Annotated in this window: 14 protein-coding genes; 1 reads left to right on the top strand and 13 read right to left on the bottom strand. The window is 63.5% G+C overall.

Annotation, left to right across the window (positions count from 1 at the left end):
* Window position 1 precedes the first annotated feature (1 nt).
* The 9 genes from ACI3KQ_RS00120 to ACI3KQ_RS00080 all read right to left on the bottom strand — a co-directional run bounded on the left by ACI3KQ_RS00120 (window position 2) and on the right by ACI3KQ_RS00080 (window position 9775).
* On the bottom strand, window positions 2–1294 hold the full coding sequence (locus ACI3KQ_RS00120) for a lipopolysaccharide biosynthesis protein (RefSeq protein WP_404953594.1): 1293 nt from the start codon (window positions 1292–1294) through the stop codon (window positions 2–4).
* The gene (locus ACI3KQ_RS00115) at window positions 1287–2084 is read right to left on the bottom strand and encodes a WecB/TagA/CpsF family glycosyltransferase (RefSeq protein ID WP_404953592.1); all 798 of its coding nucleotides are present in this window, start codon (window positions 2082–2084) and stop codon (window positions 1287–1289) included. The genes ACI3KQ_RS00120 and ACI3KQ_RS00115 overlap by 8 nt, the downstream gene beginning before the upstream one ends.
* Entirely contained in the window at window positions 2081–2986 is a 906-nt protein-coding gene (locus ACI3KQ_RS00110) for a capsular biosynthesis protein (RefSeq protein ID WP_404953590.1), read from the bottom strand. The genes ACI3KQ_RS00115 and ACI3KQ_RS00110 overlap by 4 nt, the downstream gene beginning before the upstream one ends.
* Window positions 2983–4341, bottom strand: a complete 1359-nt coding sequence (locus tag ACI3KQ_RS00105; RefSeq protein WP_404953588.1) for a GNVR domain-containing protein — start codon at window positions 4339–4341, stop codon at window positions 2983–2985. Before ACI3KQ_RS00105 ends, ACI3KQ_RS00110 begins: the two co-directional genes overlap by 4 nt.
* On the bottom strand, window positions 4338–5768 hold the full coding sequence (locus tag ACI3KQ_RS00100; protein ID WP_404953586.1) for an ATP-binding protein: 1431 nt from the start codon (window positions 5766–5768) through the stop codon (window positions 4338–4340). Before ACI3KQ_RS00100 ends, ACI3KQ_RS00105 begins: the two co-directional genes overlap by 4 nt.
* Window positions 5765–6568 carry a polysaccharide biosynthesis/export family protein gene (locus ACI3KQ_RS00095; RefSeq protein WP_404953584.1) on the bottom strand — a complete coding sequence of 268 codons (804 nt, stop codon included), beginning with the start codon at window positions 6566–6568 and terminating at the stop codon, window positions 5765–5767. The genes ACI3KQ_RS00100 and ACI3KQ_RS00095 overlap by 4 nt, the downstream gene beginning before the upstream one ends.
* 25 nt (window positions 6569–6593) lie before the next feature.
* Complete coding sequence (locus tag ACI3KQ_RS00090) at window positions 6594–7757, bottom strand: hypothetical protein (RefSeq protein WP_404953582.1); 1164 nt, start codon at window positions 7755–7757, stop codon at window positions 6594–6596.
* A gap of 293 nt (window positions 7758–8050) precedes the next feature.
* Entirely contained in the window at window positions 8051–8251 is a 201-nt protein-coding gene (locus ACI3KQ_RS00085; RefSeq protein WP_404953580.1) for a hypothetical protein, read from the bottom strand.
* Between the two features lie 132 nt (window positions 8252–8383).
* Window positions 8384–9775, bottom strand: a complete 1392-nt coding sequence (locus ACI3KQ_RS00080; RefSeq protein ID WP_404953578.1) for a sugar transferase — start codon at window positions 9773–9775, stop codon at window positions 8384–8386.
* A 978-nt stretch (window positions 9776–10753) separates the two neighbouring features.
* On the opposite strand from ACI3KQ_RS00080, the gene ACI3KQ_RS00075 reads away from it, so the two are divergent.
* The gene (locus ACI3KQ_RS00075; RefSeq protein ID WP_404953576.1) at window positions 10754–11791 is read left to right on the top strand and encodes a rod shape-determining protein; all 1038 of its coding nucleotides are present in this window, start codon (window positions 10754–10756) and stop codon (window positions 11789–11791) included.
* A gap of 12 nt (window positions 11792–11803) precedes the next feature.
* Here the strand turns inward: ACI3KQ_RS00075 and ACI3KQ_RS00070 are convergent, their stop codons facing one another.
* From ACI3KQ_RS00070 to ACI3KQ_RS00055, 4 genes are read right to left on the bottom strand one after another with little or no spacing between them, the layout of a single operon-like run.
* Window positions 11804–12598 carry a sulfite exporter TauE/SafE family protein gene (locus ACI3KQ_RS00070; RefSeq protein ID WP_404953574.1) on the bottom strand — a complete coding sequence of 265 codons (795 nt, stop codon included), beginning with the start codon at window positions 12596–12598 and terminating at the stop codon, window positions 11804–11806.
* Complete coding sequence (locus tag ACI3KQ_RS00065; protein WP_404953572.1) at window positions 12591–13034, bottom strand: DUF6691 family protein; 444 nt, start codon at window positions 13032–13034, stop codon at window positions 12591–12593. Before ACI3KQ_RS00065 ends, ACI3KQ_RS00070 begins: the two co-directional genes overlap by 8 nt.
* Window positions 13031–13468, bottom strand: a complete 438-nt coding sequence (locus ACI3KQ_RS00060; protein WP_404953570.1) for a YeeE/YedE family protein — start codon at window positions 13466–13468, stop codon at window positions 13031–13033. The genes ACI3KQ_RS00065 and ACI3KQ_RS00060 overlap by 4 nt, the downstream gene beginning before the upstream one ends.
* The gene (locus tag ACI3KQ_RS00055; protein ID WP_404953568.1) at window positions 13465–14382 is read right to left on the bottom strand and encodes an MBL fold metallo-hydrolase; all 918 of its coding nucleotides are present in this window, start codon (window positions 14380–14382) and stop codon (window positions 13465–13467) included. Before ACI3KQ_RS00055 ends, ACI3KQ_RS00060 begins: the two co-directional genes overlap by 4 nt.
* Between the last annotated feature and the right edge of the window lie 44 nt (window positions 14383–14426).

The raw sequence follows: 14426 nt of genomic DNA, 5'->3' as shown, positions 1-14426 counted from the left end.
GTCAGCATTCCCCCAGATGTTCGCGCCGCCATTTGCGGTCGAGGCTCCAGATGCCCAGCATCATCACCAGCTGCGACAGGACGACGCCCGCAATGGAGAAGATCGGCGCGACGGCGAGGGTGAGCAGGGTGACGGCCACGATGCCGACGCCGCAACTGCGCAGGCTTTGCGCCGCCAGCGGGCGAAAGGCGCGCCGGGCCTGTGTCAGGACGCTCATAGGCGTCTGGATGCACTGGACCAAGCTGAGCAGAGCGCACAGCATCACGGCGGTCGCGACCAGCCCGTGATCAAGCGTGGGTTTGAGGATCAGGCCGGGAAAGCCGTAGAGGACGACCGCCGCGAGGACGCAGGTGGCGAGCCATAGAAAGACCAGCGCGCCCATGAAGATGCGTTCCGCCCTGATCGCCGCGCCATGGTCTCCATTCGCCACGGCGCGGGTCATGCGTGGCCGTTCCAGCTGGGTAAGGGCGGTGATGCAGACATTGACCGGGCGGAAGAACAGCATCCCCACGGCCACGGGTGCGAAGGCGGCGGGGCCAGCCAGCAGCGTCACGATATAGCTGTGGGAATTGGATGTCGCTTCGGTCGACAGTACGCCGACCAGCGTCCATGCCGACTGGTCCCGCCATATCGGGCGATAGGCGCTGAGCGCCCGGCCCGGCCCCATCGCGGCATGGCGGCGCAGATAGGCAAGGCCAAAGGGCAGCAGTCCCGCGAGGCTGGCGATCACCAGCATGGCGCCGATCACGCTGATGTCCGCGCCGGTTCGGCTGGCGATCAGCAGGCCCGCGACGATTGTCCCGGCATAGGCAAGGTCGGATCGCGCCGCATGGGCGGGGGCGTGATGGGCATAGGCATTGGACCGCCCGAACCAGCGGATGAGCGACAATGTGCCTGCCAGCCCGAACATCAGCGCCGCGAGCGGAGACGCCGTCGCCCAGGCGATGGCCGCGCAGATCAGCCCCTGACTGACCGACAGCATCAGGTTCATAGGAAAGAAGAAATCGAAACCGGCGCGATCCGCATCGTCGGTCTGGTTGACCGCGATGGTGTAGGGGGTCGAAACCAGCGCGTTCGACAGGCCATATCCGAACTGGATGATGACCAGCAGAAAAGCGAGCGTACCGATGGCCGCCGTGCCGAGATGATGGATCGAAAACAGCTGCACGGCCAGGTGGCTGACCGACACGATGGCGGACGACAGGCTGGCAAGGCCAAAGCGGCCGAACAGGCTGCCAAGGGTCCTGATGCGGCCCGTAGCCCCATGTTGTTCGGCCAGCTGCGTTTCAGGCACGGCGATGTTTCCAGATCAGCCACAGCGCGTGCGGATTGGTGGTGATGTAGCGCCAGGCGAGCTGGCGCGGACGGGTCACCATGCGGTGCAGCCATTCCAGCCCGGCCTTTTGCATCCACATCGGCGCGCGGGGATAATCGCCGGTCACATAATTGTAGAGGCCGCCACAGGTGACGATCCACCCGGCCTTGATCCGGTCGCGGTTGCGCACGCAAAAAGCCTGCTCACGCGGTTTGCCGGTGCCGACCCACAGCACGTCGGGAGCGGCTGCGTTGATCTGATCGATCACTGCATCCTCTTGCTCCGCCGTCCAGAAACCGTCGCGGCGGCCCGCCAGTTTGAGGCCCGGCGTGGACTGGCAGATCCGGCGTGCGCATTCGGCATTCACCTGATCTTCGCCGCCCAGCAGATAGTAGCTGACGCCATGTTCAGCGGCGAGTGGCAGGCTGTCGATGAACATGTCGGTCGTGCTGGACCGGTCGGCAATGGGGGGCTGGCCGAACCAGCGCGACGCGGTGACGATGATCTGCCCGTCGGCATGGATCAGGTCCGCCTGGGCCAGGTCATCGCGGAAGCGCGCATCGGTGGCGTTCATGGACAGGCCCTGTCCATTGCAGTCGAACACCAGCAATGCAGGCTGTTTCAACATCCGGCGCAGCGGGGCGTCGCGCACCATCTTGTTGATGAGGGCGTCCAGGGACAGGGTCGATACGGCAACGCCGCCGACCATCGCCCGCTTTTCCTGTTCGACCGGAGGAAAGGGCTGATGCAGCGCATGTTCGGCGCTCATGCGATGACCGTGCCTGCGATCGGAACGCCTTGTCGGTCAAGATCGTCGATGATCCGCCGCATGTCCGCGATAGCCGTGTCGCCCCGCCGCGCCACGATGACGGCGGCGTCGAACCCGGCAAGGATGCTGCCAAAGGGGGTTTGATCGCCCTTGCGCTCGGCAAGGTAGAACAGCATCGACGTGTCCCGAAGGCCCCAGCCATTGGCGGTTTCGGCCAGCGGACCACGAGTGATCAGGCTGGTGGCGCTGCCCGAAGCGCGTCCGGCGGTCATCAGCCAGAGGCGGTCGATGGCCGTGCGGGCTGCAGGGAGAAGGGCTGCGCTGCCCATCAGCTGTTCGGCCAGGCCCGCCTTGTTCGCGACCCGGAACAGCCGGTCGAGACGGGGCGTGCCCATGTCTCCGTCGATCAACATTGTCGGGCCATCCATCTGCGCCAGCACGACGGCGAGGTTCGCGGCCATGATCGCCGCCTCTTCGCCGGCATCGATCGACAGCACCGCGAGGCGGAGGGACGATGGATCGCCTGATTTCGCCACCGCGCGCATTTTTGCGCGGACGGTCCGTACCTTGGCCGCATAGGGGCTGGCGGGATCGAAGGCGGCGACGACCAGCGGGTCTATCCGCTCATCCCCCTCCGGCAGAAGCGCAAAGCCGCCCTGCAACGCTGCCAGCAGTCCGGCGGCGTCATCGTCCAGCAGGCCAAGGTCAACGGCCGCTTCGTGGAATGGCAGCCCCTGCGACCGGGCGTGCGCATCGACGCGGTTGACGTCCGATTCCGCGAGGAAACCGTTGTCGACCGCCAGTTTCGCAAAACTTTGATGGTCCCTGGCACGGGGGCGCAGCGCGCCACCGCCCCCTGGCATCATATGGGCTGGGGCACCTGCCGTAGAACGCAGTCTCATGCGGCCTCCTGCTGTTTGAAGAGCCAGCCGTTCCGCGCAGGGATCGGCTTTAGTTCGGTGATGACGTCGACTTCGGTTGCGCGGGCCACGCCAGCGGCGGAGCGGACGCGGGGGCGCAGGATTTCGGCCATGACGACCGTGGTGATGCCGCCGATCAGGCCCAGGGCGGCACCCGCGACCAGCCACAACATCAGGTTGGGCTTGGCTGGAAGCAGGGGCACAGACGCCTTGTCCAGCAGGCTGGCATTGGGCTGCGAAATCTGGCTTTTCAGCGTGGCTTCGTTGAAGCGCTGGCGCACCGTGTCGAAGGTCTGGCGTGCGGCGTCCACGTCCCGCTGCATGATCATCAACTGGTCCTGCACGTTGGACATGCGGATCATGCGATCTTCCTGCCCGGCCATGTTCGAACGCAGGTCACCTTCGCGCCGGGTTGCCGCGCGGCTGTTCGCACTGACGGCCCCGGCCTGACTGCCCCTGGCGGACGCCAGTTTCGACTGAAGTTCGGACAATTGCGCGCTTGCGGCCGCCATGGTGGGGTGATTGGGGCCCAGCGTCTTGGACAGTTCCGATACCCTGGCCGACTGGGTCGCGACCTGTTCCTGCAGGTTCTGGACGATCAGCGATCCTTCGATGTCAGACACCGAACCTGCCCCGGCCTTGGACCGTGCGGCGGCTGCTTCGGCCTGCGCTTGCGTGAGTTGATAGGACATGTTCTTCAGCTTTTCGGCTTCAAGATCCATGCGGTTGATGCCGATGATGTCATGCGCACGCTGAAAATCGGACAGGCGTTTTTGCGCCATTTCATAGCGATGGCGCACTTCCTTGGTCTGTTCATCAAACCATTTGGCCGATCCGCGGGCGGGGGAGGCGCGCAGTTCGACCTGTTCGCGCATGTAGATCTGCGCCGTCAGGTTCGCGACCTTTGCCGCGATTGCAGGATCGGCATCCATATATTGCAGTTGCAGGACATTGCTCTGGCGCCCGGTCGTGACGGTCAGGCCGGCGCGGACGCGATCCGCCGCTTGCTGCAGCCGCGCGGCGGGGGAAATATCCTTGGGCAGGGCATCGACGAAGCCCGCTTCCTTCGCCACGGCGTTGATTACCTTGGCCGATCGGATAACGTCGGTCTGCGTGCCAAGGATGCTGTCCACATCGACGCGCGCGCCCTGTTGTGCGTTGGAATCGGTCGGATCGGTTTGCGACAGGTCCATCAGCAACGAAGATGTCGCGGCATATTGGCGGGGTTGTAGAAAGGCGAAGATGGCGACGACCAGGAACAGCGCGCCGCCCAGCAGCAGCGCCGTGCGCCAGCGCGCCTGCACCGCCGACAACAGGTCCATGGGGTTCATGGTCATAGCCCGTCCACTCCCTTGAGCATGGCGCGCATTTCCTCTGTCGGGGTCGGCGGCGGGGGCGCCGCTGACACGGGCTGCTTGGCCATCAGCAGCAGGAATTGCGGGGCCAGCGTATCTTCGAACATGAACAGCTCTCCACCCGGCATCGGCGTCAGCGCAGGTTCCAGCCGCCGCATGGCGTCGGTCGCGAGCCCTTCGTTGATCGATCCGCCGCCCAGCACTTCGTCGCCCAGGCGGACGAGCCGGTCGAAGGAGATGGTCGACATTTGCGACGCCGCCACGCCCGCCAGAGCGATCATGCGGCGGCTGGTGGTGGCGTCCCACAGGATGCGGCGGAACAGGGCGTGGGTCGCGCCGCTCATCTCCGCCCAGTCTTCCAGCGCGCAGGCAAGCCCCTGGTCCACGTCGGACAGCGTCATGCGATCGCGCCCGCCCGCTTCGGTGACGAGCGCGGCCTGCATGCCGAACAGCCGTGCATGATAGGGCGAACCCATCGCTGCCCCGGCCAGCGCATCAAGTGCGTCGGGATCGAGTTGAAGCCGGGCGTTTTCAGCGCAGCTCAGCAGCAGCCGTTCCAGTTCCGGCTTAGGAATGGCAGCGACCCGCTGCGGGGCGATGTGCCTGCGCAGCGACGGGTGCGCCGCGATCAGTCCGTCCACGTCTCCGGCGATGCCGACCAGCACGACCTGAACCGGCGAGTGGATGTCGGTCAGCAATTTGAGCAGGGTCGCCACGTCGGATTTCGCTTCGTCCGAGCGCACCCGGTCATATTCGTCCAGGATCAGGATGGATCGTTGCCGCACATCCTCCACCAGCAACGCCGCCAGACGGGTCACGTCCAGCGGTTCGTTCATCAGCTTTCGCGCGCGTTCCTGCCCCGCCGCGCTCATCGGCAGTTCGGTGAGGAACGGTCGGAAGAGCGAGTCGAAGTCCGCGTCGCCGCTGGCCGATCCGTAAAGGGCGATGCAGCCTGCTTCATCGGCCAGGTCGCCGAACACGCGCGCGAGGGACGTCTTGCCGGACCCGCGCGTGCCGAAGATGACGGCGTGTTTGCGCTGAACCACGATGGCTTCGACCAGCCGTTCCAGTTCGCTGTTGCGCCCGGCCAGGCCGTGGCGGTCGGACACCGGCATGGCCGTGTTGAAGGCGTTGTAGATGGAATCGCGGCGCAGGCTGATCGGCTTGATCGGCGCGGCCATCGCGCCCATCGACAGGGGGCGCGGATCGTCGTCCTGCACCTGCTGCGGGGCGGGGCGGAAACCCGGCTGGACGGGGGTGTCCAGCAGCAATGGCGGTGGGGCCGCCGGTGCCGCCCGCGACGCGGTGACGCCATCGTCCGCGCGCGCCATGCTGCGGCGGAAGGACAGGAGCCAGTCCAGCATGCCGCTGGGCCGGTCGTGCACGAAGCCTTGATCGATTGCGGTCAAAACAGCTTCTCCCGGATGATGAGAACGTCTTCGGGCCGGACGGGATCGTCGAGATCGGCCTGGATTTCCTTGCCCTCCCGACGGACCTTGATGCGCTTTGTCGATCCGGCGAGCGTCGGGCCGCCAGCGAGCGCCAGCGCCTGCCGGAAGCTTTGCCCCGGCGCGTAGGAAAAAGCGCCGGGATCCTGCACCTGGCCGTAGACGTAGATTTTTTCGGCAGGCGGCACGAACAGGATGTCGCCGGGTTTAAGCATGCGATTGGCGCCAGCGGTCATGTCGGCCAGCGAGATACGGACAGGGCCGCTGCCGTCGGCGGGCGTCAGCACGACCGCATTCGCGCCCGCCGTGGTCGATCCCCCGGCCTTTGCCAGCATGGATGCGACCGTATAGTTGCGGTCGAGCGGGTAGTTGCCCGCCTGCGGCACATTGCCCAGCACGGTGACGAAGCGGCTGACGAAGTTGCTGACCTCTACATTGACCGAAGGACTGGTGAGGTAGCCGCCCGCCGCATAGCTGGACGCGATCGCCTGAGCGAGCTGTGCCGTGGTTTTGCCGCGCGCCGAAATCGGGCCGATCAGGGCGAGGGTTACGGTGCCGTCCGCCTTGATCCGTGTGGTGGAGGACAGATCCGGCTGGCCGAAGATGGCGATCTTTACCTCATCGTCGGGACCAAGCAGATAACCTGTGTCCACCGCCGCCTGGGGAGGAGCGGTGGTCGGCGCGGTTTGTGCATAGGCGCCCAGACAGGCCGAAAAAGCGAGGCCGGTCGACAGGCATTTGAGGAGAGTTTCAGCTTTCACAGCTCAAGCTCCTTCATGTTCGAGGTCAAAATCGGAGCGCCGCGCCCAGCGTCACCTGCGTGCCGCTGAAATTGGCGACGCTGGTGTCGGTGCGACGCACATAATGCTGGGCGTCGAGCACCACGTCGGCGCGGTCGGACAATTTGCGTTTCAATGTGCCGCCAAACCGCCGGTTGCGGTCTGCCGTGATCGAAAAGGGGCGCAGGGCGGCGTCCTGACGGAATTTGCGTCTTTCCCATTCGGCATAAAGTCCGGCCGAGGTGAGTTCCGAAATAGCGAATTGTCCTTCCACCCGGTGGCGGGTGCGGATGGCGAAGCCGCTGGCGATCAGGCTGTCATTGACGACGTCCCGCTTAGTCGTGGCGGTCAGTTTCAGGCGGGGCACGACGCTGCTCGACAGGCTGACGTCCCAGCCCAGGCCGTCATAGCTGCCGACGGCGGCGGAATCGCTGGCGACGTCCAGCCAGCGCAGTTCGGCGTCGATCTGGGTGATGGGGGATACGGAACGCTGGAATTTCAGGCCCCAGCTATTGATCCGGTTTTCGACCCCCAGGGTCCGCCGGTCGCTGTTCACCCGTTCGTAAAAGGCGGTGAACGTGCCGAGGCTGGGCTTATGATAGCCAACGCCGCCCATGAAGCTGTCGCTTGTCTGGTCGGCAAAATCGAACGCATCGGCATTGCGGGTCATGTCCCGTCGGTAGCTGGCCACGGGGAACAGGCCCGGTCGTTCGCAATTCAGGTCCGCGCCAAAGGTGGTGAAGCGTTGCAGATTTTCCGTCTGCTGGTTCAGGTCGCCATAGTCGGCGCGCTGTTGCCGGTATGACGCCAGCGGCGTGACGGAACAGGTGGCGCCGAAACGGATAACCGCCTTGGCTTCCGTATCGATCCTGAGCTTGCTGCGCTGTCCTTCGGAAATGAAACGATCATAGCCTACACGTCCGCGCAGCAGCAGGTCGTGCCGACCGATGGGCTTGCCATAGGCAAGTTCGACCCAGGGCGTCACGATCAGATCATCGGTCGGATCCTCCACCCGATCATCGACCCGATACACATTATCGTCATAGAGCAGGTCGAGACCAGCCGTGGCGGTCAGCCCCATCGTCTTGACCCGGCTTTCATCGTCAAGATCGTTGATGTTCACGCCGGTCGTTTGCGCGCACAATATAGTCGGCGCGCCCGCAGCAATCATGCACCCGGCAAGCACCGCTGCTGCGGAACCATGCGAGGTAAATGATTGTTTTGCAGGCGCAAAAAAGCGCTTCCGAAAACGCGGAATTACAGGATTAATCAAACGCAGACCCTTTATTGCATTGCAGCAACTCAGGTCATGCTAGTCGCATTTTCTGACAAAACGAACCACCGAGGATGCGGTTGGTCGCGACAATCCAACGGCTCAGTTGGTCGCAAAAGCGGTGTTTTGCGATCGCCCTTGAAAGGCCGTTTTTCGTTAATCTGGGAGCAAGCTAAATAGCGCTTTTTTGGTCAGAGGATGACGTAGATGATCCCCGCCACGACTCCGGCGAATGTCAGGATGCCCGCCCATCGGGACAGCAGTTCGACGCCGCGATCGGCACGATCTGCAAAAGACGCAGCGGGAAGTGGGGGCGGAATGACAGTGCCCTCCGCCTGGGGCCGGGCCTGAGAAGGTTGCGCCACGGCAACCGTTGCAAAATCGTCCGCCACGTTTCGATGTCCGCCTGTTCGTGATGACGGACATATCGGATTTCGTGCCTAACAAACAGTTATCGCTGCGTTGGAAACGACCGCATCTCATCGCAAAATCGGGGGGTGTTGCTCAAACGCCCACCGACCAAGTCAGTAGGCGTTGCGATGCACCAGCACGTTGAACGTGCCGATAAGGATGCCGATGTCGCGCATCAGGCTCCAGCCGTGGAGATATTCAAGGTCCGCTTCGACGCGGTTCAATATGTCGCGGCGGGTTTCAGTCGCTCCGCGAAAACCGCGGATCTGGGCCAGGCCGGTGATGCCGGGCTTGAGCGCGTGGCGGTGCCAATATTGGCGGTCGACCTGCCAGAAAAGCTGTTCTTCCGCCGTGGAGCCAAGGGCATGCGGGCGAGGTCCGACCAGGCTCATTTCCCCCAGCAGCACGTTGATCATCTGGGGCAGTTCATCGATGCTGGTCTTGCGGATGAATGCGCCGACCCGTGTGATGCGGTCGTCGTCGCGCTGGGTGGAGGCCGCCCCGGCAGCATCGCAGCGTTCGACCCGCATGCTGCGGAATTTGAGAATGTGGAAGAGGCGATTGCCCCGACCGATTCGTTCCTGCCTGAAGAAGATCGGCCCGGCGGAATCCAGCCGGATCGCGATGGCGACGGCGATCAGCAGCGGCGACAATGCCATCAGCAGCGGCACGGTGATCGCGATGTCCAGCAATCGTTTCTTTGCACGGTTTGCAAGGTTCAGCGGCCCGCGCGCCACCACCAGCGTCGGGACGCCACGACAATTTCGCACGGCGAGCGGCGCCATGGGATCAAGTTCCGGCACGATGATTTCGCCGAGGATATTCGCGCCCTTCAGCATCTGCGCCCAGTCGGCCTTGCGGTCGCCGGGGCAGGAAATGACGACCCGGTCATAGTCGCGCAGCAACGTGCCCAGACGGTGCAACATATAGGGATCGTCAAGATCGGCCCTGATGCCAGCGGCGGCGGCGTCGACCAGCACCATTCCGGTGACGTCGTCGGGGATGGCCCCGTCGTCGATGATCAGCAGTTGAGCGAAGAGATTGTCGCTGAAGTTCCGGCGAACCGACTGAACGATCAGCAGACGCTGGAGCGCCAGCAGCGCGCCGCTGCACAATATCCCCGTGGAGATGCCCAGCCGTGACAGGTCCCCCGTCGCCTTGAGTGAAAATACGACCAGCAGGAAGATCAGCAGCGTGCCAGCGAACGCCATGATGGCATTGCGCAGCGATGGGGTGATGCGGGTAAGGCAGACCGGATTATAGGCCTGGTTATGGAAGGCAACCGCGCCATAGACGGCCATGCCCCCGGCCAGGGGGTGCCAGAATTCGCCTGCGGCCAGCGGCACGCCAGCCACGCGCAGGCCGATGGCAAAGCCCGCCCCCAGCGCCGCCATGTCGGCGACGAACAGCAACAGGCACAGCCAGAGCCGAACGGTTCGCTGAACAGCGGATGTGGCAGGCTGGCGACTGGGAGAACCTTCGATCGCCAGATCAATTTTCGACATCTGCAACCCTTTTCATGTCGTAACGTCGTGGCATGGCCAGCCTGTAAGGGTCGGCCCGCGTGCATCAGACATTCGCAGCTTTGTTTATTTATGTTGCGCAGCAGCAGGCCATAAATGTCAGGGGCAGGCAATCGGGGGTGGGACGCCCGGACGATCTTTTCCGATGATCCGTTGGGTTGTGAGGATGTTCCGCCCCGCAGGCGCGACCAATGGAAAATTCATGTGCCGCAATGCACACAAAATATTAACCAATGTGAGACGAATCAGCGCGATAGGCCGCGCGGGTCAGTCGATGATCCACCAAACTACGCCTACGACCGCGATCGCCAGCGTGGCCGGGCCTGCCCAGCGGGACAGGAGTTCGACACCTGCTTCGGCCCGTTCCGCCGACAGGAGGCGCCAACGCGCCGGTGATGAATGGTCGACAGCCCTGCCCGAAACATCATCATGACGAGGGGTTGTGCGAAGCCCGACCGTGGCGGGACTTTTGTCATCAACTTGAGGTGGCAGGTCTGTCATTTGCAATGGCCCCAGGCGTCAACCGCCTTCACCTTCGACAGATAGCGCCTTTGTCCGTGATTTTGAAGGGTAAGGCGCTATTTCCTGTCCGCAATAGACCCGGACGCCATGAATTGGGCAGCCAGCTTTAAAAGGATGAAGCCAGTTCCAAAATGAGACGCGCAAGCTTCTGCAATTCCACGGCAATATTGTTGCCTTGACCTGGATCAATTTGTTTCCATCTTGTCATCATCAGATGGTCATGACTTAATGCCCATGCAGGCATTTGCCCGCATTGCGACCCGAACTGCCCCGCTCCTCATATATGTGGAGCGGGGCTTTTGGTTTATATGCGGTTGGAGTGCGGCTTCATCCTGCCGCGCTAAACGGACGGACCATCGCACATCCCTTCTGCTGGAGCGGGTGCTTCTGCAGGGGATGGCTCCCCGCCTTCGCGTCAGCAGATTGCTTATATTTTCAATGAAATTTCCCCGCTTCTTTTCTTCGTCGGCCTGCGACATGGCCATCGACCTTGGCACCGTGAACACCGTTATCTATGTGCGGGATCGCGGCATCGTGCTGAACGAACCGTCCGTCATCGCCATAGAAACGCGCCAGGGCTCTCGCCGGGTCAAGGTCGTCGGCAATGAAGCCAAGCTGATGATGGGCAAGACGCCTGCGAATATTCAGGCGATCAGGCCGTTGCGCGACGGGGTTATCGCCGATATCGACGTGGCCGAGCAGATGATCAAACATTTCATCGACAAGGCGCTGAACGGCAGCCGGTTTGGGCGGCGTCACGAAGTCGTGGTCTGCGTGCCTTCAGGCTCCACCATGGTGGAGCGGCGGGCTTTGCGGGATGCCGCATCCAACGCTGGCGCAGCGCGCGTGCAGTTGATCGAAGAGCCGATGGCGGCGGCGATCGGCGCGGACTTGCCCGTTACGGAGCCTCGCGGGGCCATGGTCGTGGATATTGGCGGCGGCACGACCGAAGTCGCCGTTCTGTCCTTGCGCGGGGTGGCCTACAGCAATTCGGCGCGCGTCGGTGGAGACCGGCTGGATGAAGCGATTGCGTCCCATATCCGCCGGACCCACAACCTCATGATCGGCGAAGCCACGTCCGAACGGGTGAAGTGTGAAATCGGCGCAGCCACCGTGCCTGATGGCGAAGGACGGCGCATCATCGTGAAGGGCCGCGACCTGGTGAACGGGCGTCCGGCCGAAATGACGATCAGCGAGACGGAAATCGCGGAGGCTCTTGCCGAACCGGTCGGCCAGATCAAGATGGCCGTCATGACGGCGCTTGAACAGACTGCCCCCGAACTGTCGGCCGACATTATCGAGGAAGGCATCACCCTGACCGGCGGCGGCGCTTTGCTGCGGCGGCTGGACGAAGCACTGATGGATGTTACCGGCCTTCCGGTGAGGGTTGCGGACAGCCCGCTGACCTGCGTCGCCACCGGCGCGGGCAGGGCGCTGGAGGACGGCGCTTACGAGGGCGTGCTGACCATATCCTGAGGAGGGATGCGGTCAGCTTGCCATGGCCGGCATGAAGGCCGCTGCGCTGCGCCAGAGCATGTAGATGGCGACGACAAAGATCAGGCCGGCGAAGACGGTTGTGAGGCGGCCGCTCCTTTCGCCCAGCCTTTCGGCAGCGCGTGTTCCGCCAACGCTGCCCACGACGCCGCCGAGGACGAAGACCAGCGCCAGAAGCCAGTCCACCAGGCCGGAAAAAGCGTAGTTGGCAGCGGTCGCAAGCCCGAAAGCCGTGACCGCGACAAGCGATGTACCGACGGCCATCAGCATCGGCATTCCGGTCGACGCGACAAGGCCGGGCACGATCAGAAAGCCGCCGCCAATGCCGAAAAATCCTGAAAAAATGCCTGAACCCAGTCCGTAGGCGACGACCTTTGGTGCTTTTTCGGCGTTGCATTCCACGCCAGGGTTGCCAGGGTTGGCCCGGCCCCGGAGCATCAACGCTCCCACAAGCAGCATCACCAGGGCGAACAGCAACAGCAGCTTGTCGCCGTCCACCATCTTGCCGAAGGTGGAGCCTGCCAACGCTCCCACAATGCCCGCCGCCGCGTAGATGCCGCCGCACCGCCATTTTACATGATGAGCGCGGGCGTGGCTGACCAGCCCGGCGGCGGCATTGGCTGCTACGGCGAGCGCGCTGGTCCCGATCGCGACATGGGCGCTTGGCACTCCGACCAGATATACCATCAGCGGCACCGCAAGGATTGAGCCGCCGCCGCCAACCAGCCCAAGCACGAAGCCGACCAGTCCGCCCGACACGGCGCCAAGCACGTAGTGAAGGCTATCCATGGTAGCTGCCGGGGATCATCCGGGGCCCTTGCGTCATCAAGCGGTGCAGCGCCATGCCCACCAGCATGGCCAGGACGAAAGGGGCGGCTGACAGGGGCGCGAGGGCCAGGCTGGCGACCGCAGGGCCGGGGCACAGGCCGCCAAGGCCCCAGCCAATACCGAACAGGATAGCGCCCAGTGCCAGTTTCCAGTCGATCCCGCGCGTTTCGGGAAGGTTGAAGGTCGATCCTGCGAGTGGGCGCTCCAGCCGTTTTTGTACGATCCAGGCGAGCGCCATCGGAATCATGGCCCCGCCCATGACAAAGGCGAGCGTCGGGTCCCACGGGCCCAGCAGGTCAAGGAAGGCGCGCACGCGCATCGGGTCGGCCATCCCGGACAATGCAAGGCCAGCCCCGAACAATGCGCCCGACAGCAGGGCGAGGGTGATCCTGATCACAAGCCACCTGCAAGGCGCAGCGCCGCGACAGTGATGAAGCCGCTCGCCATGAAAAGCCCCGTCGCGAGAACCGAGCGGAGCGAAAGGCGGGAAACGCCGCAGACGCCGTGACCGCTGGTACAGCCTGACCCCATCCTTGTGCCAAAGCCGACAATCAGTCCCGCGATCAGCAGCAGGCTCAGTGCCGGAAAGCGCGCAGGGACCGCGCCGGACAGCAGCGACAGGATCAATGCTCCCAATGGCAGCCCGATCATGAAGGCTGCCGCGATGCTGCGGGGCGCGCCGCTGTCGGCCAGGCCTGTTGCGCGGGCCACCAGCCCGCTGACACCGGCTATTCGGCCAAGGCCCAGCAGCATGATCGCTGCGGCGATGCCAATCATCAGGCCGCCGATCAGGCCTTCGACCGGCTGGGCGTGAGGGAAGGCGGGGATCATAGCTGGTTCACCGGGATCTTGAGGTAAGCGACGCCATTGTCTTCAGGCGGCGGCAAATGTCCCGCCCGCATGTTTACCTGGATCGACGGCAGGATCAGGCGCGGCATGTCCAGCGTGCGGTCGCGGGCTTCGCGCATGGCGACAAAATCATCTTCGCTGATGCCGTCATGAGCGTGGACGTTGGCGCGGCGTTGTTCCGCAACGGTGGTTTCCCAGACATAATGGTCACGGCCTTCCGGCAGATAGTCGTGACACATGAACAGGCGTGTTTCGGGCGGTAGTTCCAGCAAGCGGCGCAGGGAACGGAACAGTTGGCGCGCGTCGCCGCCGGGGAAGTCGGCCCGCGCGGTGCCATAGTCCGGCATGAACATCGTATCCCCGACGAAGACCGCATCGCCGATGACATAGGCGACGCAGGCGGGCGTGTGTCCCGGCACGTGAAGCACGGTCACTGACAGATTGCCGATGTTGAAAAGGTCGCCGTCTTCCCAGAGATGGTCGAACTCTGACCCGTCACGCCGGAATTCGGCGCCCGCATTGAACAGCTGCCCAAAGCTGTTTTGCACCTGGCGAATATGGCTGCCGATTGCGATTTTTCCGCCCAGCTTCTGTTGCAGATAGGGCGCGGCGGACAGATGGTCGGCATGGGCATGCGTTTCCAGATGCCAGTCCACGGTCAGTCCCTGCTGTCCGACATAATCGATTATCGGATCGGCAGGGTCGAAACTCGTCCGCCCGGATGCGGGATCATAAGCAAGAACGCTGTCGATGACAGCGGCGCGCCGTGTCTCTGTGTCGTGAACCACATAGGTTACGGTGGAAGTGGGCGCGTCGAAAAAGGCCTGGATCACCGCTATGCCCGTGCGCGCGGCGAGCACCTGTTGTGCGGCTTTCGTGACTATTTCATCGGGCATGTGACGATCCATGATTTATCATTTACAATAATAATGTAATTATA

Origin of the sequence: Sphingobium sp. ZW T5_29 (assembly GCF_044987515.1) — a bacterium.
In the GTDB taxonomy this organism is placed as follows: Bacteria; Pseudomonadota; Alphaproteobacteria; order Sphingomonadales; family Sphingomonadaceae; genus Sphingobium.
This window is presented reverse-complemented; position numbering and strand designations above follow the sequence as displayed.